Annotated in this window: 27 protein-coding genes, 1 other RNA gene and 1 riboswitch; of the genes, 22 read left to right on the top strand and 6 right to left on the bottom strand. The window is 43.3% G+C overall.

Features of this window, described 5'->3' with window-relative positions; translation table 11 throughout:
• Positions 1–21 precede the first annotated feature (21 nt).
• From V7L97_RS01605 to hfq, 5 genes are all read right to left on the bottom strand, one after another.
• A complete protein-coding gene (locus V7L97_RS01605; RefSeq protein ID WP_333652748.1) occupies positions 22–924 on the bottom strand; it encodes a polyprenyl synthetase family protein in 903 nt (300 codons plus the stop codon).
• Entirely contained in the window at positions 924–2,462 is a 1,539-nt protein-coding gene (gene guaA / locus V7L97_RS01600) for a glutamine-hydrolyzing GMP synthase (RefSeq protein ID WP_333652745.1), read from the bottom strand. The genes V7L97_RS01605 and guaA overlap by 1 nt, the downstream gene beginning before the upstream one ends.
• Positions 2,459–3,919, bottom strand: a complete 1,461-nt coding sequence (gene guaB / locus V7L97_RS01595; RefSeq protein ID WP_333652742.1) for an IMP dehydrogenase — start codon at positions 3,917–3,919, stop codon at positions 2,459–2,461. Before guaB ends, guaA begins: the two co-directional genes overlap by 4 nt.
• A 68-nt stretch (positions 3,920–3,987) precedes the next feature.
• Positions 3,988–4,653: a SurA N-terminal domain-containing protein gene (locus tag V7L97_RS01590; RefSeq protein WP_333652739.1), complete on the bottom strand. Its 666-nt coding sequence runs from the start codon at positions 4,651–4,653 to the stop codon at positions 3,988–3,990.
• Between the two features lie 16 nt (positions 4,654–4,669).
• A complete protein-coding gene (gene hfq / locus V7L97_RS01585) occupies positions 4,670–4,909 on the bottom strand; it encodes an RNA chaperone Hfq (protein ID WP_333652736.1) in 240 nt (79 codons plus the stop codon).
• A gap of 92 nt (positions 4,910–5,001) precedes the next feature.
• Here hfq and V7L97_RS01580 point away from each other — a divergent pair, with 92 nt between their 5' ends.
• Together V7L97_RS01580 and aat are read left to right on the top strand one after the other, a co-directional pair.
• Positions 5,002–5,205 carry an FmdB family zinc ribbon protein gene (locus V7L97_RS01580; RefSeq protein WP_333652734.1) on the top strand — a complete coding sequence of 68 codons (204 nt, stop codon included), beginning with the start codon at positions 5,002–5,004 and terminating at the stop codon, positions 5,203–5,205.
• Between the two features lie 12 nt (positions 5,206–5,217).
• Positions 5,218–5,907: a leucyl/phenylalanyl-tRNA--protein transferase gene (gene aat, locus V7L97_RS01575; RefSeq protein ID WP_442891719.1), complete on the top strand. Its 690-nt coding sequence runs from the start codon at positions 5,218–5,220 to the stop codon at positions 5,905–5,907.
• Here the strand turns inward: aat and V7L97_RS01570 are convergent.
• Positions 5,904–6,329, bottom strand: a complete 426-nt coding sequence (locus tag V7L97_RS01570) for a hypothetical protein (protein WP_333652728.1) — start codon at positions 6,327–6,329, stop codon at positions 5,904–5,906. The two genes, aat and V7L97_RS01570, sit on opposite strands and share 4 nt — an antisense overlap.
• Before the next feature lie 85 nt (positions 6,330–6,414).
• Here V7L97_RS01570 and smpB point away from each other — a divergent pair, with 85 nt between their 5' ends.
• From smpB to V7L97_RS01470, 20 genes are all read left to right on the top strand, one after another.
• Positions 6,415–6,870 (top strand): SsrA-binding protein SmpB, encoded by a 456-nt coding sequence (gene smpB, locus V7L97_RS01565; protein WP_333652726.1) that lies wholly within the window; start codon positions 6,415–6,417, stop codon positions 6,868–6,870.
• A 57-nt stretch (positions 6,871–6,927) separates the two neighbouring features.
• Positions 6,928–7,270, top strand: a transfer-messenger RNA (tmRNA) gene (ssrA, locus tag V7L97_RS01560).
• Between the two features lie 79 nt (positions 7,271–7,349).
• The gene (locus tag V7L97_RS01555; protein WP_333652724.1) at positions 7,350–7,475 is read left to right on the top strand and encodes a hypothetical protein; all 126 of its coding nucleotides are present in this window, start codon (positions 7,350–7,352) and stop codon (positions 7,473–7,475) included.
• Positions 7,476–7,564: 89 nt separating this feature from the next.
• Positions 7,565–7,771, top strand: a riboswitch (cobalamin riboswitch).
• Positions 7,772–7,879: 108 nt separating this feature from the next.
• On the top strand, positions 7,880–8,425 hold the full coding sequence (gene cobU, locus V7L97_RS01550; RefSeq protein WP_333652723.1) for a bifunctional adenosylcobinamide kinase/adenosylcobinamide-phosphate guanylyltransferase: 546 nt from the start codon (positions 7,880–7,882) through the stop codon (positions 8,423–8,425).
• Positions 8,426–8,435: 10 nt separating this feature from the next.
• The gene (gene cobT / locus V7L97_RS01545) at positions 8,436–9,497 is read left to right on the top strand and encodes a nicotinate-nucleotide--dimethylbenzimidazole phosphoribosyltransferase (RefSeq protein ID WP_333652721.1); all 1,062 of its coding nucleotides are present in this window, start codon (positions 8,436–8,438) and stop codon (positions 9,495–9,497) included.
• Positions 9,498–10,310 (top strand): adenosylcobinamide-GDP ribazoletransferase, encoded by an 813-nt coding sequence (locus V7L97_RS01540; protein WP_333652718.1) that lies wholly within the window; start codon positions 9,498–9,500, stop codon positions 10,308–10,310. It begins immediately after the preceding gene.
• On the top strand, positions 10,289–10,927 hold the full coding sequence (gene cobC, locus V7L97_RS01535) for an alpha-ribazole phosphatase (protein ID WP_333652715.1): 639 nt from the start codon (positions 10,289–10,291) through the stop codon (positions 10,925–10,927). Before V7L97_RS01540 ends, cobC begins: the two co-directional genes overlap by 22 nt.
• Positions 10,920–12,455, top strand: coding sequence for a cobyric acid synthase (locus tag V7L97_RS01530; protein ID WP_333652712.1), 1,536 nt, complete (start codon positions 10,920–10,922; stop codon positions 12,453–12,455). Before cobC ends, V7L97_RS01530 begins: the two co-directional genes overlap by 8 nt.
• Positions 12,452–13,465 (top strand): adenosylcobinamide-phosphate synthase CbiB, encoded by a 1,014-nt coding sequence (gene cbiB, locus V7L97_RS01525; RefSeq protein ID WP_333652709.1) that lies wholly within the window; start codon positions 12,452–12,454, stop codon positions 13,463–13,465. Before V7L97_RS01530 ends, cbiB begins: the two co-directional genes overlap by 4 nt.
• Positions 13,462–14,598 carry a threonine-phosphate decarboxylase CobD gene (cobD, locus tag V7L97_RS01520; protein ID WP_333652705.1) on the top strand — a complete coding sequence of 379 codons (1,137 nt, stop codon included), beginning with the start codon at positions 13,462–13,464 and terminating at the stop codon, positions 14,596–14,598. The genes cbiB and cobD overlap by 4 nt, the downstream gene beginning before the upstream one ends.
• Entirely contained in the window at positions 14,586–15,983 is a 1,398-nt protein-coding gene (locus V7L97_RS01515) for a cobyrinate a,c-diamide synthase (RefSeq protein ID WP_333652702.1), read from the top strand. Before cobD ends, V7L97_RS01515 begins: the two co-directional genes overlap by 13 nt.
• A complete protein-coding gene (locus V7L97_RS01510) occupies positions 15,983–16,990 on the top strand; it encodes a precorrin-8X methylmutase (protein ID WP_333652700.1) in 1,008 nt (335 codons plus the stop codon). The genes V7L97_RS01515 and V7L97_RS01510 overlap by 1 nt, the downstream gene beginning before the upstream one ends.
• Positions 16,991–17,079: 89 nt before the next feature.
• Positions 17,080–17,757: an energy-coupling factor ABC transporter permease gene (locus V7L97_RS01505; protein ID WP_333652698.1), complete on the top strand. Its 678-nt coding sequence runs from the start codon at positions 17,080–17,082 to the stop codon at positions 17,755–17,757.
• Positions 17,754–18,080: a hypothetical protein gene (locus tag V7L97_RS01500; RefSeq protein ID WP_333652696.1), complete on the top strand. Its 327-nt coding sequence runs from the start codon at positions 17,754–17,756 to the stop codon at positions 18,078–18,080. Before V7L97_RS01505 ends, V7L97_RS01500 begins: the two co-directional genes overlap by 4 nt.
• A 4-nt stretch (positions 18,081–18,084) precedes the next feature.
• A complete protein-coding gene (gene cbiQ / locus V7L97_RS01495; protein ID WP_333652694.1) occupies positions 18,085–18,837 on the top strand; it encodes a cobalt ECF transporter T component CbiQ in 753 nt (250 codons plus the stop codon).
• Positions 18,838–18,869: 32 nt separating this feature from the next.
• The gene (locus V7L97_RS01490; protein ID WP_442891720.1) at positions 18,870–19,697 is read left to right on the top strand and encodes an energy-coupling factor ABC transporter ATP-binding protein; all 828 of its coding nucleotides are present in this window, start codon (positions 18,870–18,872) and stop codon (positions 19,695–19,697) included.
• Positions 19,690–20,208 carry a cob(I)yrinic acid a,c-diamide adenosyltransferase gene (gene cobO, locus V7L97_RS01485; RefSeq protein ID WP_333652689.1) on the top strand — a complete coding sequence of 173 codons (519 nt, stop codon included), beginning with the start codon at positions 19,690–19,692 and terminating at the stop codon, positions 20,206–20,208. The genes V7L97_RS01490 and cobO overlap by 8 nt, the downstream gene beginning before the upstream one ends.
• Complete coding sequence (cbiD, locus tag V7L97_RS01480) at positions 20,198–21,454, top strand: cobalt-precorrin-5B (C(1))-methyltransferase CbiD (protein ID WP_333652686.1); 1,257 nt, start codon at positions 20,198–20,200, stop codon at positions 21,452–21,454. Before cobO ends, cbiD begins: the two co-directional genes overlap by 11 nt.
• 35 nt (positions 21,455–21,489) lie before the next feature.
• Entirely contained in the window at positions 21,490–21,990 is a 501-nt protein-coding gene (locus V7L97_RS01475; RefSeq protein WP_333652683.1) for a hypothetical protein, read from the top strand.
• Positions 21,990–22,289, top strand: coding sequence for a UPF0175 family protein (locus V7L97_RS01470; RefSeq protein ID WP_333652680.1), 300 nt, complete (start codon positions 21,990–21,992; stop codon positions 22,287–22,289). The genes V7L97_RS01475 and V7L97_RS01470 overlap by 1 nt, the downstream gene beginning before the upstream one ends.
• Positions 22,290–22,756 lie beyond the last annotated feature (467 nt).

The following is a 22,756-nucleotide window of genomic DNA, read 5'->3' as shown; positions in this document are numbered from 1 at the left end:
TTGACATATATAAACATAAGCCTAACTTTTCCTTTCAAGCATATACCTTGCGATAGCCCTCAATGGCTCTGCCTTTTCATCAAAAGTCTCCAGCGAATTGATTGCACCATTAATCAGTTCCTTTGCCTTTTCCCTCGACTTATCTATGCCATAAAGCCTGGGATAAGTCATCTTCTTTTTCTTTTCATCAGAGCCTTTGGACTTGCCTATTACCTCTGTCTCTCCTTCTACATCAAGTATATCATCAATAACCTGAAATGCTAACCCTATATTCTCTCCGTATTTCGTGAGCCTGAACAATTCGTGGTCGCTGCAGTTTGCCAGTATGCCCCCTGAACGGACAGAGACCGTTATGAGTGCAGCGGTCTTGTGGCTATGTATGAAAGATAGTGTTTCTGCATCAGGCTCTGCATCCTCTGATAATAAATCCTGTGCCTGGCCTCCCACCATTCCGTGCGCACCTGCTGCCATGGCAATCTCGCGAATTACTTTTAAAATTGCATAAGGTGAAAAGTGAGAAACATTATGGGTATTGTTGGACAGCAAATAAAAGGCCTCTGTTAACAAGCCGTCCCCTGCTAAAATGGCCATGCCCTCGCCAAAAACCTTATGATTTGTTGGTTTTCCACGCCTGAGGTCATCATTGTCCATTGCAGGGAGGTCATCGTGTATTAATGAGTATGTGTGTATGAACTCAAGGGCAGAGGCATAGGGGATTATGTCTCCTGCCTTAACTTTGTTGTCTTTGGCGCATGCCTCGTATGCTGCAAGACATAAAACAGGCCTTATCCTTTTCCCTCCAGCAGAAAGGGAATATGTCATAGAATCTTGCAGTGTCCTGGGATTGATAGGTGTAGAAAAATACGACTCAAGGAATGAGTCTATCAGTGTTTTTTTTTCTTTAAGGTAGGCCTTTATGTCCATTACTCCCACTCGATAGTCCCGGGAGGCTTTGAGGTTATGTCGTAAACAACCCTGTTCACGCCCTTTACCTCATTGATGACTCTATTTGAAATCCTTTCCATTGCTTCATATGGTATCTTTGCCCAGTCAGCAGTCATTCCGTCGAGGCTCGTGACAGCCCTCACTGCAATCACATTTTCATATGTCCTCTCATCACCCATGACACCAACGCTCTTTGTTGGAAGAAGCACGGCAAATGCCTGCCACAACTCGCCATAAAGTCCTGCCTTTTTTATCTCCTCAAGGACAATGGCGTCAGCCTTTCTGAGGACTTCCGTTCCAGCCCTTGTAATATCACCTATACACCTTATTGCAAGCCCAGGGCCCGGAAATGGATGCCTGTAAATTATCTCGTCTGGCATTCCCAGCTCTTTCCCCAATAAACGGACTTCGTCTTTAAATAATTCTCTCAAGGGCTCAATGAGTTTCAATTTCATCTTTTTAAGCAGGCCGCCCACATTGTGATGGCTCTTGATAACAGCAGACGGACCTTTAAAGGACGTGCTTTCTATAACATCGGGGTACAGTGTCCCCTGTGCGAGGAATCCAACATTCTTGATCTTCATTGCCTCTGCTTCAAATACCCTTATGAACTCATTGCCTATGATCTTTCTCTTCCTCTCAGGGTCTTTAACTCCTCTAAGCCTTTTTAGAAACCTCTCCGATGCATCCACAACACGGATGTCCATATGGAAACTCTTGCGCAGGGTATCTTCAACCTTTTTTGCCTCGCCGGCTCTAAGCAGGCCATTGTCAACAAATATGCATGTAAGCGCATCACCAATTGCTTCATGCACAAGTACCGCAGTAACAGCAGAATCCACCCCTCCGCTTATTCCGCATATAACGCGCTTGTCTCCGACCTTTTCCCTTATATCCTTTTTCGATGTCTCGATAAAGGATTTCATTGTCCATGTTGGTTTAGAGCTGCATATATCATATACAAAGCTCTGGAGTATCTTTTTGCCTTCATCTGTATGGACTACCTCGGGATGGAACTGCAGTGCATAGAATCCCTTTTCTTTATTAGCCATGGCAGCTATTGGCGAATTATCTGTATGGCCAATAGCGGAAAATCCCTTTGGCAGTTTCTCGATCCTGTCTCCGTGGCTCATCCAGACCTTTGTCTTCTTTGATACCCTCTTGAAGATGTCCGAATTGTCGTCAACAATCAGTTCGGCCTTGCCGTATTCCCTTTTTACAGCCTTTGCAACCCTTCCTCCGAGGTAATGGGCCATCAACTGCATGCCGTAGCAGATTCCGAGAACAGGTATGCCGAGTCTGAATACCTCCATGTCAGGTGCAGGCGCTCCCTTGTCATAAACACTGGAAGGACCTCCGGATAGGATAATGCCCTTTGGGTTAAAGGACTTTATCTTTTCGATGGATGCATTAAAGGGGAATATCTCGGAATACACCTTGCTTTCCCTTACCCTTCTCGCTATGAGCTGTGTATATTGTGACCCGAAATCGAGGACGAGTATTTTATCGTTAATCATTGTTCTATCCTGTAGTTTGGTGCTTCCTTCGTGATAATGACATCGTGGACATGGCTCTCTTTCCATCCGGCATTTGTAATCTGGATGAATTTGGCCTTTTCCCTCATCTCTTTGAGGTTCTTGCACCCGCAGTATCCCATGCCAGAACGAAGGCCTCCGATAAGCTGATGTATGCTCTGTGAAAGAGGTCCTTTGTAAGGCACCCTTCCTTCAACGCCTTCAGGAACAAGTTTTTCCTTTTCAACCCCTGCCTGTCCGTATCTGTCCTTTGCACCCTGTTCCATTGCACCGAGGGATCCCATGCCCCTGTAAACCTTGTAACTTCTGCCCTGATAGAGGATTATCTCGCCGGGTGATTCAGCAGTTCCTGCAAAGAGGCTTCCTATCATGACGCAGTGCGCTCCTGCTGCAAGTGCCTTTGTTATGTCGCCTGAATACCTTATGCCTCCATCTGCAATCAGAGGTATATTCGCCTTAGATGCCACGGCATAGCAGTTATTTATTGCTGTGAGCTGGGGAACGCCTGCGCCTGCAACTATCCTCGTGGTGCATATGGAGCCGGGACCTATTCCTATTTTTACTGCGTCGGCGCCTGCCTTTATGAGGTCTCTTGCTCCCTCAGAGGTAGCAACGTTTCCGGCTATAACATCAATATCAAATCGTTTCTTTATTTCTTTAAGTGTATTAATAACCGCCTTTGAATGGCCGTGGGCAGTATCGATGGCTATAATATCAACACCCGCCTTGACAAGGAGTTCAGTTCTGTATAGGGCATCTTCGCCAACCCCAACTGCACCGCCCACTCTCAGCCTGCCCAGCCTGTCCTTGCATGCATGGGGATACTTCTTCCTCTTTTCTATGTCCTTTATTGTGATTAAACCCTTTAAGTTGAAGTCATCATCTACTATGGGCAGTTTTTCTATTTTATATTCGTGGAGCAGCTTTTTTGCCTTTTCCAGAGTAGTGCCAACCGGCGCTGTAATGAGCCTCTCCTTTGTCATTACCTCGCTGACCTTCTTCTTCACATTGGTCTCGAACCTCAGGTCTCTGTTGGTGAGTATTCCCACAAGCTTTCCTTTTAATGTAACAGGCACGCCTGAAATCTTGTATCTCTCCATAAGCACAAGGGCGTCCGAAATAGGGGCATCGGGAGCTATTGTTATGGGATCGACAATCATGCCGCTTTCAGATTTCTTCACCTTATCAACTTCGAGGGCCTGCTTCTGGGGTGACACTGCCCTGTGGACTATACCGAGACCTCCTTCCCTTGCGATGGCTATGGCGAGGCCTGCCTCTGTAACGGTGTCCATTGCTGCGCTGATAATTGGGATGTTGAGGGTTATGTTTCTGGTCAGTTTTGTACTTATATCCACGTCCCTCGGAAGGACATCGGATTTGGAAGGCAATAAAAGGACATCATCAAATGTTAGGCCTGTTGGCAACTTGTCATCAAGCATTTGTTTACCCCTTTGAAAGATTAATCGGAATTATAACATGTTTTTGTGCATTTCCAAAAGGGATATAGCTAAGATATGAGGTCCATATTGACCTTGAACTTCATCCTCTGCTTTACGCTGTCCACATAAGACTTTATGGCTGCATTGCTTTCATCCGCAAGTATTGCCTGCCTTGCCTCATTAACCTTCTTCTCATCACCCGCTACGCCCTTCAAATCCAGCGGATTTATATCGATGGCAGATGCGATGAACCTCCTCATCTTAATAATCGTAAGCTGTTGTCTCATTGAGTTCTCAAACATCCCGGGTGTAAGCCTGTTGAGATCAAGGGTTCTGAAATATACATCCTTCCGGAAAATGCCGTCCCTCATAAATCGAGGGTCATTCACAATTGCATCCTGAAGTTCCTTATCTGTCACCTTTACTCCCAATTCTGCAGCCGAAATCAAAAGCACCCTCTCATCTATGAGACTGTTAAGTACCGTCTCTTTGAGTTTCAGGCTCTTTTCCATCTCTTCATTAAACTTTTCTTTATAAATATCCCTTAATTGCTGCCTTACATTCTCGTATGCCCTCCAGTACTCCTCAACAGTAATCTTCTCCTTGCCTATTTCGGCAACGCTCACAGCAGTAGGCTTATCGAAAGTGCCAACTCCCCAGAATATAAAGGAGAGAATTACAATGAAAAACAGAAAATAAAAGAATTTCGCATGTTTTCTCATGGTCTTTAGCATCGATTAATACCTCCTGCTACTCTTCAGGATTTTCGAACCTGATATCCACGCTCTTTTCAGGAACGACTGTAGATATGGCATGTTTGTAGATAAGCTGTTCGTTCGCCTCTTTAAGCAAGACAACGAAATTGTCAAATCCCTTGATTACGCCTTTTAATCTGACGCCATTCGTGAGATAAACCACTACAGGGATCTTTTCCTTTCTCAACTGGTTTAGGAAGCTGTCCTGAAGATTCTGGCCCTTATTCCCTCCCATAAAAATTTCCTCCGCATTATTATTGTTTTTATTACCATAAATGATTTTGTTTAATAATTCAAGCACTATGTTATAATATGTTATAATGGATTATGCCAATTTTTGAATATAAATGCGATAAATGCGGACATGAATTCGAAAAGCTCGTTTTCGGCAACTCAAAAGCAACCTGTCCCGTATGCAGAGCAGAAGATGTCAAAAAGAAATTCTCTGTTTTCGGCATGAGCGGTGTGGAACACCAGACATCCTCCGGATGTTCTTCCTGCAGTTCAAGTTCCTGCAGTTCTTGCAAATAAAAACAATCTTTTATGCCTGTCTTTCAATTGTCAGAAAAACTTATTTTTCCTTCGCCTGAATTCTCAGAACCAGATGGTCTTTTGGCAGTAGGAGGCGACCTCAGCGAAGAGCGCCTTTTGCTTGCCTACTCCATGGGAATTTTCCCCTGGTATTCTGAAGACTCTCCGATATTATGGTGGTCTCCAGACCCCCGCCTCGTAATGATACCTGAAGAACTCAAATTATCAAGGAGTCTAAGACAGGTTATCAATAAAAACACTTTTAAAATAACGATGGACAATGCCTTTGAAGATGTTATAAGGAGTTGCGCGGACGTGCATAAGAAAAGGCATAGCGGAACATGGATTACAGAAGAAATGATAGACGCCTATATAAATCTCCATAATTCAGGATTTGCCCATTCTGTTGAGAGTTGGTACGAGGGCGAATTGGCCGGAGGTCTCTATGGGGTATCGCTGGGAGGAGCTTTTTTCGGAGAATCCATGTTCAGCAAAAAGTCCAATGCCTCTAAGGTCGCCTTTGTTTACCTCGTCCAGAAATCGATAAACTGGGGTTTCGGATTGATTGACTGTCAGGTAACAACAGAGCATCTGATGAGCCTCGGCGCAAAGGAAGTCCCCCGCGCCGAATTTATGAAAATGTTAAAACAGGCACTAAAAATGCCTACGAGGCGAGGCACGTGGAATACAGCACTAAACTAATCTGCCGGATACCCGAAGGGATTTGCCCTGAGTATGTTGTCCACCTTGAGAGGCTTGCCCTTTAGAACAAACACCGCCATGCCTCTCTCTTCCGTGGTCTTCCCGCCCTTCTGCCATGTGCCTTTCCATGAGATATTGAGATGCACCACATTGTCTTCTATTTCAACCCACACCGGACTGAATGTCAGGTCAACAGAATCAAAGGGTTTAAAGGCACTGCTGATCGTCCTGAACCCTTCCCTCGTTGAGTTCTTTTCAATGGTCGATAGGTCTTTTTTTGCATATGCTTCCCTTATCTTTTCAGCAAGGGAGAATGCCTCTGTTGCCATCTTTGAATCCTCGGATACCTTTTTGACCTCGCCCTTACCGCATGAAGCAACAAAAACAAATACTATAATTGCATAAACCAAAAGCCTCTTCATAAAAACCTCCGCTCTTTTATAGCTCCACTGAATTATAATGAAACACGGCTTTAAAGTCCAATCATAATACTGCTATCATATAACTATGAAGCCGGACATAAAAATAGTATGCCAGAACAGAAAGGCATATCATGACTACAGCATTGAAGAGACAATCGAGGCAGGCATCCAGCTTTTAGGCACAGAGGTCAAGTCCCTGAGAGAAGGCAAGGCCAACCTTAAAGACAGCTATGTCCTGATTAAAGATGCAAAGGTCATTCTGCTCAATTGCCACATAAGCCCTTATTCTCACGGCAACATCTTGAACCACGACCCCCTGAGAACAAGGAAGCTCCTGCTTCACAGGAAAGAGATAGAGAGATTAAGAGGCAAGATGCAGCAGAAGGGTTACACATTGATCCCGCTTAAGATATATTTCAAAGGCCCTTATGCAAAGGTTGAGATAGGTCTTGCAAAAGGCAAGAAGCAATATGAAAAACGGGAGACGATAAAAGAGCGGGAAGCAAAAAGGGCGATAGAAAAGGCGATGAAAAATCGCTAAATATGTTATTATATAAATAACAGTTCAAGCCGTTTAAATGGTTTAAGCTGTTCAACCGGGGGCGATAGGGCTCGACGGGGGTTATGAGGCTCAAGTGGCATGCGGTGGCTCCATCACCACCTAAAAAGATGGAAAAACACAAACGCCAACAACGAACTGGCACTCGCTGCTTAACCAATAGCAGCACGCTCCTCTGAGGTTGCCTGTGCTTCAGGGACAGCGTCGATCAGCAGGCTGCCGCTGGATGACTCCTTTAAATCCAGCGAAAGCTTAAGGGATAGGATATCAGCAGGCCTGCCTGCCGGCAATCTGGTATCCGAAAATAAATAGGCTGGATAAGCATGTAGAGGCTTGAGAGTAGTACTTTCGGACGCGGGTTCGATTCCCGCCGCCTCCACCAAATGGAAGTATTTTCTGAACTAAAGCACTTTATTTTTTACCCGATAACTAAAGCAAGAAAGGATTCGAAGGAGTTGGCCATGGAAAGGCAGAAAATCAAAGAAATTGTATCCATACTCATGGAGAGTTCCATATATTTTGAGTATCCGTTAAAGCAGCGGCTGGAAATCATCCGTGGATTGATATCGAGAGTCAATTGGTGTTAGCCCGTTAAATCCCTCCAATCCCTTGTCTTCGTCAAATGCAGGGATATTTCCCTCCCCAGTCCCCCCTTGACTTTTGTGCTGATGGTTTAGATACAATATGCTCCTCAGGTGCCGAAGTGCTTAATAGGGAATCCCGTGCAATTCGGGAGCGGTCCCGCCGCTGTAACCGGGGACGAAAGCCAATGAGCCACTGTCCGCTCATATACAGATGCAAACAGGATGGGAAGGCTGGCGAGTAGGCCAAACTATAGAAACTACCCGGGAGCCAGAAGACCTGCCTGACGACAGAAATTAGGGAATAGGATTTAAAGCCTTCACGTGGATGAAGGAGAGGATGAAGTGAAACAGGGTGCAATCCTCATGGCATTTTGCCATGAGGATTTTTTATTTTTAGGGGTGCTGAGTTGATAACATTCATCATAGGCGGTGCGAGAAGCGGAAAAAGCAGGTTTGCCCTGCAGCTTGCCAATAATTATATCTCTTCTAAAGAGGGGGTTCATGGAGGAGATGCAATCTCCTCCATGCGCAAGGCATATATTGCTACTGCACAGGCCATGGATGATGAGATGAAGGAACGGATTAAGAAACACAAAAAAGAACGGCCAGGTGAGTGGACAACCTTCGAAGAGCCGCTGAATATCTCGACACTGATATCTGACATTCATAAAAGCTATGATATAATCCTTCTTGACTGCCTGACACTATGGCTTTCAAATCTGATGCTTAATAATAAGGATGTTGAAGCAGAAACAGAGTCTTTTATTTCTTCCTTATCCACTATTCACTGTTCACTATTCACTGTTTCGAACGAGGTCGGTCTTGGAATCGTCCCTGACAACGCATTATCAAGGAGATTCAGAGATTTATCAGGCTATTTAAACCAAAAGATGGCAGCCTTAGCAGACGAAGTATATCTTGTGACCGCAGGAATACCTTTAAAAATAAAGTAGGAGAAGACAGATGGATTCACTCAATGCAACACTAAAAAATATCAAGTCAGTAAATGAAGAATGGTATGGCTTGGCTCAAAAGCACCTCGACAATCTCACAAAGCCCCTCGGAAGCCTCGGAAGGCTTGAGGAGTTTGCACGGAGATTTGTCGCCATTACCGAAAACAAAAATCCGGTTCTGGATAAAAAGGTCATCTTCACTTTCGCAGGGGACCACGGAGTTACAGAAGATGGCGTATCAGCCTATCCTAAAGAGGTTACGCCGCAGATGGTATTTAATTTCCTGAGAGGAGGTGCAGGCATCAATGTCCTTGCAAGGCATGCAGGAGCAGAGGTTGTTGTTGTGGATATAGGCGTTGACCACGATTTTGGAGAGATTAAAGGCCTGGTAAACATGAAGGTAATAAAAGGAACCAAAAACTTCACAAAAGGCCCTGCAATGACAAGGGATGAGGCAATAAGATGCATAGATGTAGGAATCGAGCTTGCAAATGGATATGCAAAAAAGGGCTATAAGATATTCGGCACAGGAGAGATGGGGATAGGGAATACAACGCCGTCAAGCGCTATTGCATCTGTGCTTACAGGAAAGCCTGTCTCGGAGGTTACAGGCAAAGGTACGGGAATAACTGACGAGTCATTAAAAAGAAAGATTACGGTAATAGAAGATGGCATAAACTTGAATAAGCCAAATCCTGAAGACGCAATAGACGTCCTCGCAAAAGTGGGCGGTGCAGAGATTGGAGGCATCGCGGGATTGGTCCTCGGTGCAGCATCAAACAGGATTCCGGTTGTCATTGACGGGTTCATCTCCACAGCAGGCGCATTAATCGCATATTGCATCGAGCCAAGGGTAAAAGATTATATGTTTGCAGCCCATAACTCCGTTGAAATTGGGCACAAGGCAATGCTCGATAAAATGGGGTTAAGGCCTGTCCTTGACCTTGATTTGAGGCTCGGTGAAGGCACAGGCGCAGCATTGGCAATGCTTATGATAGAGGCAGGATTAAAGATATATAAAGAAATGGCAACCTTTGGCGAGGCCGGGGTTTCAAGCGAGATACAGAATTAAATGAAGCAATTACTCCTTGCATTCCAGTTTCTTACGATAGTACCTGTAAGGGTGAATGGTGGTGTCTCCGAAAAAGAGATAGCGCAATCAGCAGCCTTTTTCCCTTTAGCAGGTGCATTTCAGGGACTGCTGGGGGTTTTATCTGCCATGCTGTTTTTAAAGATATTTTCTCCAGAAATTGCAGTAGGGCTGATTATTTCAATGCTAATAATAAGCAACGGGGGCTTTCACCTTGACGGACTTGCAGACACTTTTGATGCACTGTCTGTGAAATCAACAGGAGATAGAGAAACGGACATTGAGAAAAGGCTTGCTGTGATGAAAGACAGCACAACAGGGGCCATAGGAGTTGTCGCCATAGTTTCTGTAATCCTGCTCAAGTTCCTCTTCATAAGCAGCCTCTTTACAAATTCATCCATATTTACAGTTTATTCCATGCTGTTTCTCATGCCTGTGTTTTCAAAGTGGATAATGGTTATAGCCATGCATCACGGCACATCAGCACGGCAGGATGGCCTCGGCAGAATATTCCTGAATAATGTAAAAATAAATACTGTCGTATTTTCATCACTGCTGGTCATTGTGCTGTACATACTGATAGCGGAACTGCACCTCTTAAAGGTTTACGGGACAGGCAGTGTAACACTGGTTATTATGCTATTTGCACTTTTGTATATGTTCAGCTTCATGACAGTGAAGTTCTGCAATAAAAAATTCAACGGCCTCACTGGTGATAATTTAGGCGCGCTGAGCGAGATCTCGGAAATATTGTTTTTAATGGTGATAACAGTATGGTTACGACACTTTATTTAGTCAGGCACGGCGAGACCGAAGGCAGTGAAGTAAAACGATACAAAGGGAGCATTGATGTGCCTTTGTCAAAAAAGGGCATAAGGCAGATGGAGCAAGTTGCCAAGTATTTAAATAGGTCATATAAGTCCTATAAGACCTATAATGGCTTGAAAGCCGTTTACTGCTCTCCCCTTATCAGGGCATTAAAGAGTGCAGAGATAGTTGCTAAACCTCATGGTTTAAAACCCATTGAAATACCTGACTTGAGAGAAAGGAGTTTCGGCATATGGGAGGGAATGTCATTCAATGAAATAAAAGATAAGTATCCGGAGGAATTCGAGGCATGGGTAAGCAATCCACTTAAATACAGTCCCATGGGAGGAGAGAGCACACTTGAGGTCAGAGACAGGGTCATAATCGCTTTGAACAAAATTCTGAATGATCACAACTCTCAGGGGGCAATAAATATCGCTATAGTCGCTCACGGTGGCGTTAACAGAATAATCCTCTGCCATATAATGGGGATTCCACTTGAGAATATATTCAGGATAGAGCAGGATAATGCTGCTGTGAATATCATCGAGTTCTGGGAAAAGTACCCTATTGTAAAGCTCTTAAATGGAGGCCCAATTGGCTAAAACTTTGATGATACAGGGAACAGGCTCTGGAGCAGGCAAAAGCCTGATTGTAGCTGCACTCTGCAGGATTTTCAGAGATATGGGCATCAATACAGCTCCTTTCAAGGCGCAGAACATGGCGCTGAATTCATATATAACCATTGATGGCGGAGAAATAGGAAGGGCGCAGGCATTGCAGGCAGAGGCAGCAAGGATAGAACCCACAATTGATATGAATCCGGTATTGCTCAAGGCATCAGGGGATATGGGCTCTCAGGTAATTATTCAGGGAAAAGTACATTCCACAATGAAGGCAAAGGAGTATTATGCCTTTAAAAAAACCGCATGGGAGGCTGTAAAGGAATCCTTTGAAAGACTTTCTCAGAAATATGAGTTCATAATCATGGAAGGCGCGGGAAGCCCTGCAGAGATAAACCTCATGGATGTGGATATTGTAAACATGTCCATGTCCAAACATGCAAAGGCGCCTGTAATTTTAGTGGGTGATATAGATAAAGGGGGAGTCTTTGCATCTCTCTATGGAACCATCAAGCTCCTCGGAAGGGATAGCAGATATATCAAGGCATTTATTATTAACAAATTTCGCGGGGATATTGGAATACTCAGTCCTGGACTCGAAATGATAAAGGACAGAACAGGGAAACCAGTAATAGGGGTATTGCCATATATAAAAGATATAGGGCTGCCCGAGGAGGATGGACTGGCCCTTCAGAAAATTTCAAATTTCAAATTTCAAATTTCAAATCATGAAAGAATAAAGATAGTAATCGTCAAACTGCAATACATATCCAACTTCACAGACTTTGACCCGTTTTTATACGAGCCCGATGTTGAGCTTGTATATTCCGATAATCCGGCTGACATAGAAAATGCTGACATTGTTATCATACCCGGGACAAAAAATACCGTGAAAGACTTGCTATTCTTGAAGGAAAGACATCTCAATGAAAGCATCATGAGGGCTTATGCAAAGGGAGTTCAGATTATCGGCATGTGCGGCGGATACCAGATGCTCGGCAAAAAAATATATGACCCATATGGCGTAGAGAGCAGTCACAAAGAGATTGAAGGCATAGGTCTTCTGAATATAGAGACGGTATTTGAGAAAACAAAGGTAACATACCAGACAGAGGTTGAAATAGTCAGGGGTTCAGAGTTAGGAGTTCAGAATTCAGATAATAGGAAATTAAAAAGCTACGAGATTCATATGGGCACAAGTAAGGGTGATATAGGATTATTTAAGATAAGAAGACTCTCAACCCATTCACCCATTCACCCATGCACCCATTCACCGGTTTTTGATGGCTCTAAAAACAACAACTGCTGGGGGACTTATCTGCATGGGATTTTTGAAAATGACCCATTCAGAAGGGGGATAATAAACAATGTAAGAAAGAATAAGAATCTCCCGCCTCTCGATTTGACTGTAAGATATTCCGAGATCAAAGATATGGCAATCGATAACCTCGCATATGTTGTAAAGGAAAACATAGATATGGATTTCATAAAGAGGCTTGTCAAAATATGATGGACTTTACCTCGCCATTTATCATTCATCCATTAATACTCCTTCTGGCATTCCTGCTGGATCTCGCCATTGGCGATCCCGGATGGCTGCCCCATCCGGTAAGGATTATAGGAAGCGCTATTGCCAAAACAGAGGTAATTTTGAGAAGGTATCTAAAAACACCTTTGCAAGAAAAATCCGGAGGCGTTCTTCTTGTTATCATGATTGTTGTTCCTGTGTTTGGAATTGCATTTTTTATTCAAAAAATAATCGTGTCCAATACTCCATCACTCCATTACTCCATAAATGCCTTAGGCTTAATTGTGCTCATTTATCTTACGTCCACCACAATTGCTGTCAGAGAATTAATCAATTCCGCAAGAATTGTAATCGAATCGGTAAAAAATAAAGATATAGAGTCGGCAAAAAGCAATCTGGGAATGATTGTCGGACGCGACACCGGAAACCTTTCCGAGAAGGGGATATTAAAGGCAACAATAGAGACATTATCGGAAAATCTTTCAGACGGCATTATCGCTCCATTGTTTTATCTCGCAATAGGCGGGCTTCCCCTTGCAATGGCATACAAGGCAATAAACACGCTTGATTCTATGGTCGGGTATAAGAATGATAAGTACAAAAACTTCGGCTGGGCAGCAGCACGCCTCGATGACATTGCCAATTATATACCTGCACGAATTAGCGGGATATTGATTGTTATTGTATCTTTCTTTGTTTCCCGTTCACTGTTCACTGTTCACTGTTCACTGAAAACTATGATTAATGATGGGAGAAAGCACTTAAGCCCGAATGCAGGCATCCCTGAGGCTGCCATTGCAGGCGCATTGGGTGTAAAATTAGGAGGACCCTCGACATACAACGGCATCGAGATACAGAAGCCTTACATCGGGATGGAAAAAACAGGAAACTACTTGATTGCCTCTGAAAAGGCAATGGATATAATCAAGGTGTCATCGCTGATTGGAACAGGCATTGCCGTAATTATTCTATATATAAGGATTACAGGATGAACGGGCAGGAGAAAAATTTAGAGCCACACGGCGGGAATATCTACAGGTTCATTGAAGAAAGGAATATCAGGATGGATGAAGTCATTGATTTCAGCGCATCCATAAATCCCCTCGGTGTGCCTGAAAGTGCAATAAAAAAAATCAAAGACAATATCAAATACCTGTGCCATTATCCTGACCCCGATGCAAAACATCTCACACAGGCAATTGCAAAACATCTGGGAATAGACCCTCAATACATCCTGTGCGGAAGCGGCAGTACAGAGCTCATATACCTCACTGTAAGGGCATTAAAACCTGAAAAGGTTCTTATACCCATGCCGACATTTTCGGAATATGAGCGGGCATTCAAGAGCATACATCCCGAAAAGGACATTAAGGGAAAAATTTCGTATTTTGTCCTTTGGGAGAAAGATGCATTCGAAATAAATCCTGAGAAGTTCATTGCTGCAATGTCGGGAAATGATTCATCGGCAACATACAAATCATCCCTCACCACATCAGTGGATATGGCATTCCTTTGCAACCCGAACAACCCTACAGGCAGACTGATGAAAAAAGAGGATGTGCTGAAGATCGCAGAGGCTGCCAGAGGCCTTAAATGCTATCTCGTAGTTGATGAGGCATTCATAGATTTTGTGCCTGAAGAGTCTGTGATTAAAGAGGTTCAAAATAATCCCTACCTTATTGTGCTGAGGTCAATGACGAAATTCTATGCCCTTTCTGGCATAAGAATAGGTTATGGCATATTTCCACAGAACATTCTTGACACTGTTAAAAAGCATAAAGAGCCATGGACCGTAAATACCATTGCACAGACAGCAGGAATTGCTGCGCTAAATGATGCAGGATATAAAACCCAGACATTCAAGGTCATACGTAATGAGAAGAAGGTACTGGAAGACGGCTTCAAATTGCTGGACATCACTTATTTTCCATCAACTGTCAATTTTTATTTAATTAAGCATGAGAATGCCCAAAAGATAATTTCATCCCTTAGAAATAGAGGAGTGATGATAAGGGATTGTTCCAATTTCATGGGACTCGATAGCTCATATATGAGAATTGCAGTAAAATCAAACAAAGACAACATGAAACTGCTTAAGGAGCTTGCGTATATATGCCGGGGGTAGTAATAACAGGCACACACAGCGGCTGCGGGAAGACAACGATTACTTTAGGCGTGCTTGCAGCCTTAAAGAAAAAGGGGATGGCTGTTCAGTCATTCAAGGCAGGCCCTGATTTTATCGATACAGGACTTCACAAAATTATTACAGGCAGACCCTCAAGAAATCTTGATTTGTGGATGTGCGGCGAGGAGTACGTGAAAGCCTGCTTTCATAAACACTCAACAGATGTTGACATATCGATTGTAGAAGGCGTCATGGGCCTGTATGACGGAGACTTCAGCACAGCAAGATTGGCAGATGCGCTTAATCTGCCCGTTATCCTGGTTGTCGATGCGTACGGCATGGCAGAAAGCGCAGGGGCAGTTGTGAAAGGCTTTATGGAACACAAAAATCCAAATTTAATTAAAGGCATAATCTTTAATCGGGTGGCATCGGAAAGGCATTTCAAAAGGCTTAAAAATAGTGTTCGTGGTGTTGAGGTTTTAGGATACCTGCCGAGGGATTTGAACTTCGAGATTCCGCACAGACATCTCGGATTAGCCGTTGCAGAAGAAAATCCTATTGCCGGAGAGAACATTGAAAGGCTTGCGGATGCGGTTTTAAAGCATGTGCATATAGAAGCGATTCTTGCCATGAATGATTACCTTCCAAAGGTAACCATTCATGACTCAATGTCCTTAAAGCAGGGAGGGGACTGTCCCAGATTTACGGGCGCAGCCCCCGTATTTGACGGGGCAGGCTCCGAATCGGGACTGTCCCCGACATCGGCTCCAAGAATCGCTGTTGCTTACGACAAGGCCTTCTGCTTTTATTATGAAGACAATCTTGATTTATTAAAAGACGCCGGAGCGGAGATAATAAAATTCAGCCCTCTTTATGATCAAGCTATCCCTCAAGCCGATGCCATATACATCGGCGGCGGCTATCCAGAGCTTTATGCCAGGGAGCTATCAAAAAACCAATCAATGCTTGAGGCCATTTATAACTGGGCTGACTCAGGAAAGCCAATGTATGCCGAATGCGGAGGCTTAATGTATCTGTCTCAGGGAATCCATGATTTTGAAGGGAATTTCTTTAGAATGGCCGGTGTATTTCCTTTCGAGACACAGATGAAAAATGGACGATCTCATTTAGGCTACAGAGAGGTCATATTAAACGATGACTGCATACACGGCAAAAAAGGAGACAAACTGAGAGGACATGAATTCCATTATTCGGAGATAAAGCCTTCAGCCCTAACTACCTGTTATTCACTGTTTGATAATACTGGCCAAGATCTTCAAAACGAAGGATACAGGATTAAAAATACCCTTGCGAGCTATGTGCATCTGCATTTTGGAAGCAATAGCAATATTGCAAAGACTTTTATAAATTTTATAAAGGAGTGATGATGGAGAACATAATACTTATAGGACACGGAAGTCCTAAAAAAGACGCCAACAACATCGAACTCACAGGCAGGCTTCTGCACAGTGCAATTCATCCAAACTGCAACAACAACTGTGTAAAGGTCGCATACCTTCAGTTTGCAGAGCCCGGGATTGCGGACGCAATCAAGGAGTGTGTTCTTAGCGGGGCCAAAAGGATAATCATCCATCCCTATTTTTTAAGCAGCGGCATACATGTCACAAAGGATATACCGGAGATAATAAAAGAGGCAAAAGATATGTATCCTGACAGGGAATTCATTTACACAGAGCCACTCGGCATCCACGAAAAATTGGTGCATGTGGTGATGGAAAGAATACATACAGCAAATGGGTTAAAACCGCATGATATTGAAAAGAGGAGCTTTGAGATAATCTCTGAGGAGGCCGATTTAAGCGATATGCCGCCAGAGCAATTGCCCATTATAAAAAGGGTAATACATGCCACTGCGGACTTTGAATTCAAAAACACGCTGATGTTTCATCCAGATGCCATAAGGACAGGAATAGATGCTATAAAAGCAGGCAAGAACATCCTTACTGATGTTGAAATGGTAAAAACTGGAATTATCAAAAGATGGCTTGAGCCATACGGCGGAAAGGTTATCTGCAATATCAATGATGAAGATGTTGTCAGGCTCTCAAAGGACACGGGCAAGACCCGTTCTGAAATAGCCATTAAAAAGGCATTGCAGGCAAACAACAATATAGGCATCATCGCTATAGGCAATGCGCCGACCGCATTATTGAAAGTTATCGAAATGCTCAATTCACCTATTCACCCATTCACCCATTCACCCATTCTCGTCGTCGGTGTCCCTGTTGGCTTTGTCAAGGCATTGGAATCAAAGGCACTGCTTGCAGCACAGAAATTTCCGTTTATAACAAATTTAAGCAGAAAGGGTGGCACGCCAGTGGCAGTAGCAATTATAAATGCATTATTAAAAGTATCAAAGGAGAGACTATGAAATTTCAAATTTCAAATTTCAAATTTCAAATTTTTTTATCACTATTCACTATTCACTGTTTACTGTTTACTGTTTCTGATGCCCACGCCATGCATATTTCAGAGGGCATATTGCCATTTAACTGGGCATTGTTCTGGTCAGTCGTTGCAGCACCCTTTGTAGCATGGGGATTGTATAAACTAAAAAAGCAATCTTCAATTGACCTGTCATTCAAACCCTTTGTTGGACTAATGGCAGCAGTTGTCTTCATCATCTCATGCATGCCAATACCCGTGCCGACCGCAGGCACATGCTCCCACCCATGCGGCACAGGAATATCGGGTATACTTGTCGGCCCCGCAATCAGCATACTGATTGCGGCAGTGGCATTGCTTATTCAGGCATTATTCCTTGCTCATGGAGGTCTAAGCACATGGGGCGCAAATATAGTATCAATGGGCGTGATGGGCTCCTTTGCAGGATTCTTGACCTTCAGGGCATTGCGCTCACTGAAAATAAACATGGCAGTCTCGGGATTCATGGCAGGATTGTTTGCAGACTGGGCAACATACTTCACCACATCGGTTGAGCTTGCATCAGGCATAAAGGGAGACTCTCCATTCATGCCGCTTTTCTGGAAAATACTCATTGCATTCATACCTACACAGTTGCCCCTCGGAATCCTTGAGGGTGCAATGACAGCAGGAATGGTTGTACTGCTTTATAAAAAGCGTCCAGATCTTCTTGTAAAGATGCGTGTCCTTAAGCCCGAGGAGGTGACAGCATGAGATTTCAGATTTCAAATTTCAAATTTCAAATTTTCTTGATTGTTTTCTTACTGTTCGCTATTCACTGTTCACTATTCACTGTTGTTTTTGCCTCTGACAAATGGTCCGGCGTTGACGAATCCGTAATAGAGAAATTCGCAAAGGAGCATGGCAGGGAGGCAAAAGAACCATTGATAAACACAGACCAGGGAGACCTGCTGCTCTTTGTCTTTCTCCTCGCAGGTGCAGTAGGAGGATTTGCAGCAGGATATTATTGGAGGTCACTGACAGAGGGCAGAAGCCGGAAGTCAGAAGCAAGAATACAGGTTACAGGAAACAAATAGAGGCATGGAACTATTTTCTGAATATTTCAAAAAAGAACATATCCTTTCAAAGATCGATGCAAGGGTAAAGATACTTGTCAGCCTTGCCATTCTTGTAATGGTCTTGAGCTATAAGGGCTTTGCCCTTCCATTGTTCGTAACATCAATATGCCTCTTTCTCTGCATGTGGATGAGAATACCGTTGAAGGTCTTTTTATTAAGATTTTCAGAGCCGGTCTTCATTGCATCAATAATAATCCTCCTGAAATTATTTTTTTCAGGAAAGGATGTGCTTTTTACAATCAACATTCTAAATATAAGTATTTCAGGGTATAAAGACGGACTTATGGATGGGTTGATGATTGCAATCAGAATTTTGGGCGCGGTCTCCATTGTTGCTGTAATGGGATTTTCTACGCCGTTTACGGAATTTATTGCAGGACTTTCATGGCTGAAGGTTCCAAAAGGTTTTATAGAGGTATTGATGTTTGCATATAGATATATTTTTGTTCTCTTTGAGGATGCAATGGTCATTTATAATGCACAGAAAAACCGCCTCGGTTACTCAAACATAAGGCGTGGACTCGGCTCATTCGGCACCCTCGCCGGATCCCTGATGCTCAAGGCATTTGAGCACAGCCACAATATCACAGTGTCAATGATTCAAAGGGGCTATGACGGCAATATGCCTATACTGAAACACAAGCCATTTAAATTGTCAGAGGTTGTCGTCTCGGCACTGGCTATAACAGCAATGGGGATTGTATGGAAGATATAAAAAGCAGTCAGCAGTCAGCAGTCAGCAGTCAGATAAGACTATCTGTAAATATTAATTCATTTAAATATCCTGACGGGACAACAGCCCTGTCTGACATAAGCCTTGAGATAAAAAGGGGTGAATTCATCGGCATACTGGGTTCAAACGGTTCGGGGAAAACAACATTATTAAAGATAATGGACGGACTGCTTAAGGACTTTGAGGGAAATATTCTCCTTGATGGAGCTAATATTAAAAAACTATCTCCAAAAGAGATATATAGAAAGGTTGGTCTTGTCTTTCAAAACCCTGACGACCAGCTTTTTGCTGCAACAGTATTCGAAGATGTGGCATTCGGGCCGATAAATATGGGCTTTTCAGAAAATGAGGTTGTCAGTCGAGTTAATAATGCCCTTAAATATGTGGAGATGGATGGATATGCAAAAAAATCCATTCACAATCTCAGCTTCGGGCAGAAGAAAAGGGTATGCATTGCAGGCCTTCTTGCTATGGGGCATGAGATACTGCTCCTTGATGAACCCACTGCTGGATTAGACCCGATGGGAGAGTATAAAATGATGAATCTCCTCACAAAGCTGAACAAGGGGAATGGAGTAACCATTGTCATGGCTACACACAGCGTTGACCTTGTCCCATTATTCCTCGACAGGCTTTATATTTTAAGCAGGGGTCGTGTTGCGAGGGGAGGCATTCCCGAGGATGTCTTCACAGCGCCGGAGGATATGTCAAATGTCAAACTCAGGCTACCACAGATTGCAGAGCTGATTTACAAGCTAAAGCATGAGGATAATATGCCATTTGAGAGAATCCCTCTCACCATCGGCGGGGCAAGAAGGGAGATAGCGAGGTTGTATGCGTAAAGGGTATATACAGGTTTACACCGGCAACAGCAAGGGTAAAACTACGGCAGCCCTTGGTCTCGCATTGAGGGCAGCAGGCGCAGGACTCAAGGTATTCATTGCCCAATTTATTAAGAAAAGGCGATGCAGCGAGCACAAGGCACTGGATAGGTTTAAAGACCTGATTACCATCAAACAGTACGGAACAGGATTTCTAAAGGGAAAAAGGCCTGCGAAATCAGAGATCGAAGCAGCCCAAAAAGGATTTGAAGAGGTGAAAAACATAATTTCATCTAAAACCTATGACATGGTGGTGCTGGATGAGATAAATGTTGCAATACACCACAAACTCCTGAATGTCGAAGACATTGTGGATCTGTTAAATTCCAGGCCTCCGAACACGGAGATTGTTCTTACAGGTAGATATGCCGATGAGAAAATTATAGAAATGGCAGACCTTGTAACAGAAATGAAGGAAATCAAGCATTACTACAAAAAAGGCGTAAAAGCGAGACGGGGTATTGAGCATTGAAAAAAGGCTTCGCTCTGGATATACGACAGGCGCATGCGCTGCTGCAGCAGCAAAGGCAGCAGCGCTCATGTTGTTGGGCGGACAGAAAACAATAAGCAGTGTCGAGATACTATTTCCTGACGGTAGCAGGCATAAATTCAGGATTCAAAATTCAAAATTCAAGATTCAAGATAAAACAGCCTTTGCATCGGTGATCAAAGATGCAGGCGACGACCCTGATATAACAAATGGTGCCGAGATAATAGCGGAGGTGAGACTGACAAAGCAGCACAAGCAAGTAGGGGACTGTCCCAGATTTACGGGCGCAGCCCCCGTATTTGACGGGGCAGGCTCCGAATCGGGACTGTCCCCGACATCGGCGATGATTATCAAAGGCGGCACTGGTGTCGGCATAGCAACAAAGCCGGGACTTCCTGTGCCTGTCGGCGAGGCAGCAATAAATCCGGTGCCGAGAAAGATGATAAAAGAGGCGGTAATGGAAGCACTTCAGCAATCAGCTATCTGCAATCCGCAAGTAGGGGACTGTCCCAGATTTACGGGCGCAGCCCCCGTATTTGACGGGGCAGGCTCCGAATCGGGACTGTCCCCGACATCGGCGATTGAAATAACCATTTCGGTTGTCGACGGAGAAAACCTTGCCAAAAAAACATTAAATGCACGTCTTGGAATAATCGGAGGCATTTCTATTCTCGGAACAACAGGCATTGTAAGACCCATATCCTCGGAGGCATGGACAGCAACAATCACATCATCAATGGATGTAGCAAGGGCAATGGGACATGATGAGATTGTTCTCTCGGCAGGAAGGGCCTCCGAATTGTCGCACATAAAAAGATACAAACTTCCCGAGGAATGTTATGTGATGATGGGAGATTATCTTGAGTTTTCACTCCTTGAGGCAAAAAGACATGGGTTTAGAAAAATACATCTATGTGCCCAGTGGGCAAAGATGCTCAAAATTGCTATGACAACACCCCAAACTCATGTGAGGTATGGAGCGCTCGATACGAAAAAGGCAGTATGGTTCTTAAACACACTCGGAATTAATGTTCCTCAAGGTTTACAATTCAATACCGCCCGTGAGGTTTTTGATTTTATCCAATCAGCGTTCAGCGTTCAGCAATCAGCAATTTTTTCAAAGGTCTGTTCTGCTGCCCGAAAATATGCAGAAAGTATAACATCAGGATTGCCTGTCATTGCCCATCTTGTTTCATACGAAGGAGAGATAGTCACAAGTAGTGAATAGTTGACATATGTCATACAAATGTTTACAATTAAGATATGGTGATTTTTGATGCATCGACATTAATTCTTCTTGCAAAAATAGATATGTTGGAATTGTTCATATCGAGCTTTCAGGGGAAGGTTTTAATGCCGGAGAGCGTTGCTTTAGAGGTAGGCAGGGCAGAATATGAGGACTCTCCCCTTATACGGAAACTGCTTGAGAATAAAAAAATAAGCATATTAAAGGTTAAAAATAAGAAGCAGCCAGATAAGCTTATGTCGGATTTTAATATAGACAAAGGTGAGGCCGAAGCAATAAGTCTTGCTATTCAAGAGAATATACACTTTATTGCAACAGATGACAGAAATGCGATAAGGGCATGCAAAATGTTAAAAATTGAGTTTATTACTGCTATAGCCCTTTTAATAAGGGCTTACGAAAAGAAACTTATCGATATAGATGAAGCGCTTGCTAAATTGCAGAAACTCAAATCTACTGGAAGATATAGCGAATCAATAATCATAGATGCGGAAAGGCATCTGAAAGGAGGCTCATAATGGCAACAAAAACATTAAGCATAAGGATGGACGATAAAGATTATAATTTCATCTCTTATCTTGCAAAAGAAGAAAATGAAGATGTTTCCAAGGCAGTCAGAGAACTTGTGGATCTCGGCAGGGTAATGCTTGCCATGGAAAAATACAAGAAATCAGAAGCATCCATAGAAAAAGCAGCAAGAATAGCAGGCGTTTCTATCTCAAAGATGATGGATATATTTAGAGAGTATGGGGTTGAAGCAAACATAGAATACGAAGACTATTTGAAGTCCCTCAAAAGTCTTAGAAAGGTCTGGTAGGAGAGGTTTATAGACTAACATTGGATAGACTAACAGTTCGTCTATGAATGAGGTGTCGGAAATTGTGGAATTTAAAATTTAACAGAATAAACTGGTCTATTAAATTTTATGCGTAATGCAAGGAGGGCCTATGAAAAAATTATATTTAATGTTTTTAGCAGTCTTTTGCATCCTTTTCCAAAGCGATGTTTTCGCTTTTGACAAAAATGCTGACAAAGCAATAAATCTTGTCGGACATATCGAACAGACATCCTGTTCTCTGTATCCCTTCATGTTATCAGATATAGAAATTGAGACATTACAAAAAAAATGGGAGAGACTATGGGCGTGGAAATCAAAGTAAACCAACATGAAAGTACATATGAGCCATCAAGAAATGATTATATTATTAAATATTTTCCTGAAGTTAGCAGAAGTGCTTACATAACCTGTATTGGTAACTATCCTGTTATATATGCAGTTCAGGG

The sequence above is a fragment of the Dissulfurispira sp. genome, assembly GCF_036745535.1.
In the GTDB taxonomy this organism is placed as follows: domain Bacteria; phylum Nitrospirota; class Thermodesulfovibrionia; order Thermodesulfovibrionales; family Dissulfurispiraceae; genus Dissulfurispira.
This window is presented reverse-complemented; position numbering and strand designations above follow the sequence as displayed.

Excerpts from the sequence above, each read along its gene's own strand:
- V7L97_RS01570 (WP_333652728.1), bottom strand. The coding sequence starts at position 6,329 with ATGAAGAGGCTTTTGGTTTATGCAATTATAGTATTTGTTTTTGTTGCT.
- V7L97_RS01590 (WP_333652739.1), bottom strand. The coding sequence starts at position 4,653 with ATGCTAAAGACCATGAGAAAACATGCGAAATTCTTTTATTTTCTGTTT.
- smpB (WP_333652726.1), top strand. The coding sequence starts at position 6,415 with ATGAAGCCGGACATAAAAATAGTATGCCAGAACAGAAAGGCATATCAT.
- aat (WP_442891719.1), top strand. The coding sequence starts at position 5,218 with ATGCCTGTCTTTCAATTGTCAGAAAAACTTATTTTTCCTTCGCCTGAA.
- V7L97_RS01515 (WP_333652702.1), top strand. The coding sequence starts at position 14,586 with ATGCCGGGGGTAGTAATAACAGGCACACACAGCGGCTGCGGGAAGACA.
- cobO (WP_333652689.1), top strand. The coding sequence starts at position 19,690 with ATGCGTAAAGGGTATATACAGGTTTACACCGGCAACAGCAAGGGTAAA.
- V7L97_RS01555 (WP_333652724.1), top strand. The coding sequence starts at position 7,350 with ATGGAAAGGCAGAAAATCAAAGAAATTGTATCCATACTCATGGAGAGT.
- V7L97_RS01500 (WP_333652696.1), top strand. The coding sequence starts at position 17,754 with ATGAGATTTCAGATTTCAAATTTCAAATTTCAAATTTTCTTGATTGTT.
- V7L97_RS01605 (WP_333652748.1), bottom strand. The coding sequence starts at position 924 with ATGGACATAAAGGCCTACCTTAAAGAAAAAAAAACACTGATAGACTCA.
- cobT (WP_333652721.1), top strand. The coding sequence starts at position 8,436 with ATGGATTCACTCAATGCAACACTAAAAAATATCAAGTCAGTAAATGAA.
- V7L97_RS01580 (WP_333652734.1), top strand. The coding sequence starts at position 5,002 with ATGCCAATTTTTGAATATAAATGCGATAAATGCGGACATGAATTCGAA.
- V7L97_RS01505 (WP_333652698.1), top strand. The coding sequence starts at position 17,080 with ATGCATATTTCAGAGGGCATATTGCCATTTAACTGGGCATTGTTCTGG.
- cobC (WP_333652715.1), top strand. The coding sequence starts at position 10,289 with ATGGTTACGACACTTTATTTAGTCAGGCACGGCGAGACCGAAGGCAGT.
- V7L97_RS01510 (WP_333652700.1), top strand. The coding sequence starts at position 15,983 with ATGATGGAGAACATAATACTTATAGGACACGGAAGTCCTAAAAAAGAC.
- V7L97_RS01475 (WP_333652683.1), top strand. The coding sequence starts at position 21,490 with ATGGTGATTTTTGATGCATCGACATTAATTCTTCTTGCAAAAATAGAT.
- cbiB (WP_333652709.1), top strand. The coding sequence starts at position 12,452 with ATGATGGACTTTACCTCGCCATTTATCATTCATCCATTAATACTCCTT.
- hfq (WP_333652736.1), bottom strand. The coding sequence starts at position 4,909 with ATGGGAGGGAATAAGGGCCAGAATCTTCAGGACAGCTTCCTAAACCAG.
- guaA (WP_333652745.1), bottom strand. The coding sequence starts at position 2,462 with ATGATTAACGATAAAATACTCGTCCTCGATTTCGGGTCACAATATACA.
- cobD (WP_333652705.1), top strand. The coding sequence starts at position 13,462 with ATGAACGGGCAGGAGAAAAATTTAGAGCCACACGGCGGGAATATCTAC.
- V7L97_RS01540 (WP_333652718.1), top strand. The coding sequence starts at position 9,498 with ATGAAGCAATTACTCCTTGCATTCCAGTTTCTTACGATAGTACCTGTA.
- guaB (WP_333652742.1), bottom strand. The coding sequence starts at position 3,919 with ATGCTTGATGACAAGTTGCCAACAGGCCTAACATTTGATGATGTCCTT.
- cbiQ (WP_333652694.1), top strand. The coding sequence starts at position 18,085 with ATGGAACTATTTTCTGAATATTTCAAAAAAGAACATATCCTTTCAAAG.
- V7L97_RS01470 (WP_333652680.1), top strand. The coding sequence starts at position 21,990 with ATGGCAACAAAAACATTAAGCATAAGGATGGACGATAAAGATTATAAT.